This is a genomic window from Streptomyces africanus (genome assembly GCF_002150735.1).
GTDB lineage: Bacteria > Actinomycetota > Actinomycetes > Streptomycetales > Streptomycetaceae > Streptomyces > Streptomyces africanus.
In genome coordinates this window covers 1-2,064 of sequence record NZ_MUKA01000700.1, presented here as the reverse complement: position 1 = coordinate 2,064, position 2,064 = coordinate 1, and the positions used below count along the sequence as shown (strand labels likewise).

At 73.9% G+C, this 2,064-nt stretch carries 3 protein-coding genes; all 3 read right to left on the bottom strand.

Translation table 11 applies throughout. From position 1 onward, the window contains the following. Nucleotides 1–51 precede the first annotated feature (51 nt). Nucleotides 52–816 (bottom strand): SDR family NAD(P)-dependent oxidoreductase, encoded by a 765-nt coding sequence (locus tag CCL05_RS43520; RefSeq protein ID WP_086565923.1) that lies wholly within the window; start codon nt 814–816, stop codon nt 52–54. Between the two features lie 32 nt (nt 817–848). Continuing rightward, nucleotides 849–1,676, bottom strand: coding sequence for an Fpg/Nei family DNA glycosylase (locus CCL05_RS43515; protein ID WP_086565922.1), 828 nt, complete (start codon nt 1,674–1,676; stop codon nt 849–851). Between the two features lie 60 nt (nt 1,677–1,736). After that, the coding region (locus CCL05_RS43510) for a hypothetical protein (protein WP_143590085.1) at nt 1,737–2,064 on the bottom strand (328 nt) is incomplete at its 5' end.

Sequence of the window (2,064 nt, the reverse complement as noted above, 5' to 3'; positions counted from 1 at the left end):
GGCGTGGGGGACGTCTTTTGAGTGGGCGGGGATGCCGGGTGTGTCTGTTTCTTACCAGGGCATCGCCACGCCTCCGTTCGGGCGGATGATCTGGCCCGTCGTGAAGGCCGAGGCGTCGGATGCCAGGTGCAGGACCGCGTGGGCGATGTCCTCGGGGGCGCCGACCCGGCCCAGGGGTGACATGCGGGCCATGACGGCCTCCGTCTTCGCCTGGGCCTCGCTGTCGTGGCGGACGGTCATGGGGGTACGGATCCAGCCCGGCGCGACCGCGTTGACGCGGATACCGTGCCGGCCCACCTCGGTCGCGAGGGTCCGGGTCAGCTGGACCACCGCCGCTTTGGCCGCGCCGTAGCAGAGCAGGCCGGGGGCGCCGGTGTCGACGGCGCCCGAGGCCATGGTGACGATGCTGCCCCCGGTGCCCCGGGCGATCATCAGGCGGGCCGCCTCCTGGCAGGCGTACAGCACTCCCTTGAAGTTGACGTCGAGTACTCGGTCGAGGTCCTCGTCCCGGGTCTCCAGGACCGGGCTGCTGTGCATGATCCCGGCGATCGCGGCGAGGACGTCCAGGCGTTCGCAGGAGGTGATGGCCTGCCTCAGCCGGGCGCGGTCGGTGACGTCGAGGACGTGGGTGTGGGCGGTGCCGCCGCCGTCCTTGATCAGGGTCGCCGTCTCGTGCAGGCCCTCGGGGTCCCGGTCCGCGCAGTGCACGGTGGCGCCCGCCTCCCCGAGCAGGAGCGCCGAGGCGCGGCCGATGCCGCTCGCTGCTCCGGTGACGAACGCGGTGCGGCCGGTGAGGTCGTACGCCGTGACGGGCATACAGGGACCGTACGAGCGTTTCTGACGGGTCGTCAATCAGTGTGGCGGCGCCGGGTCCTGGAAGGGGCCGGGGCGGGGCCAGGCTGGCAGGTGGGGCACCAGTACGTAGGGCGTTCGCGGGAGCCGTCGCCCTGGTCGGCGACACGGACGGACGTGTGGCAGCGCAGGCAGGGGCGGGGCGCCCGGCCGTACACGAAGAGGTCCTGGCCGCGGCGGCCCGTCGTCGTGCGGATCGGGCGGTCGCGGTTGGTCTCCAGCAGCCGCTTGGCGAGCGCGGGCAGTTGGGCGGCGCGCTCGGCGGGCAGGTCGCCGACGGGGAGCCAGGGGGTGACGCCGAGCAGGAAGCAGAGCTCGCTCTTGTAGACATTGCCGATACCGGCGAGGTTGCGCTGGTCGAGCAGGGCCTCGCCGAGGGGGCGGGCGGGGTCCTGGAGGAGATGGGCGAGGGCCAGGTCGGGGTCCCAGTCCGGGCCCAGGAGGTCGGGGCCGAGGTGCCCGACCACGCGGTGCTCGTCGGTGGTGCGCAGGAGCTCCAGGACGGGGAGGCGGTAGCCGACGGCCGTGCTGTCGGCGTTGCCCAGGATCGCGCGGATCTGGTGGCCGGGGCCGCCGCCCCAGCGCCGGCCGTTCGCGTACACCTTCCAGGAGCCGTCCATCCGCAGGTGCGTGTGCAGGGTCAGGCCGCCCTCGACGCGGGTCAGGAGGTGTTTGCCGCGCGGGGTGACGTCCAGGACCGTACGGCCCGTGAGGTCGGCCGTGGCGAGCCGGGGCACCCGGAGGTCGCTGCGGGTCAGCACCTTGCCCGCGAGGGCGTGGTGCAGGCGGCTCGCGGTCTGCCAGACCGTGTCACCTTCGGGCATGGGTCAAGTGTGCATGGCGCCGGGACGGGCGTGGCCGGGACGATCAGGTTGCCGGGACCATCAGGCGCGCAGGCGGAGGCCACGGGGGGTCGCGATGAAGCCCGCTCCTTCCAGAAGGGTGCCGATGGGGGAGGTCAGGGCCTGGGCGCCGTTGACGCGCTCCACCGTGACCGTGCCGAGGGAGCCAGCGCGGGCGGCTGCGGCGAGGGCCTCCGCCGCGGCGCGCAGGCGGGGGTCGTCGGTCGGGGCACCGTCCGGGTCCGTGGACCAGGCGAGCAGGGTCTTGCCGCCGCGCTCCATGTAGAGCGTCAGCTCACCGTCGACGAGCACCACCAGGGAGCCCGCCTTGCGTCCCGGCTTGTGCCCGGCGCCGGTCGGGGGCTCGGGC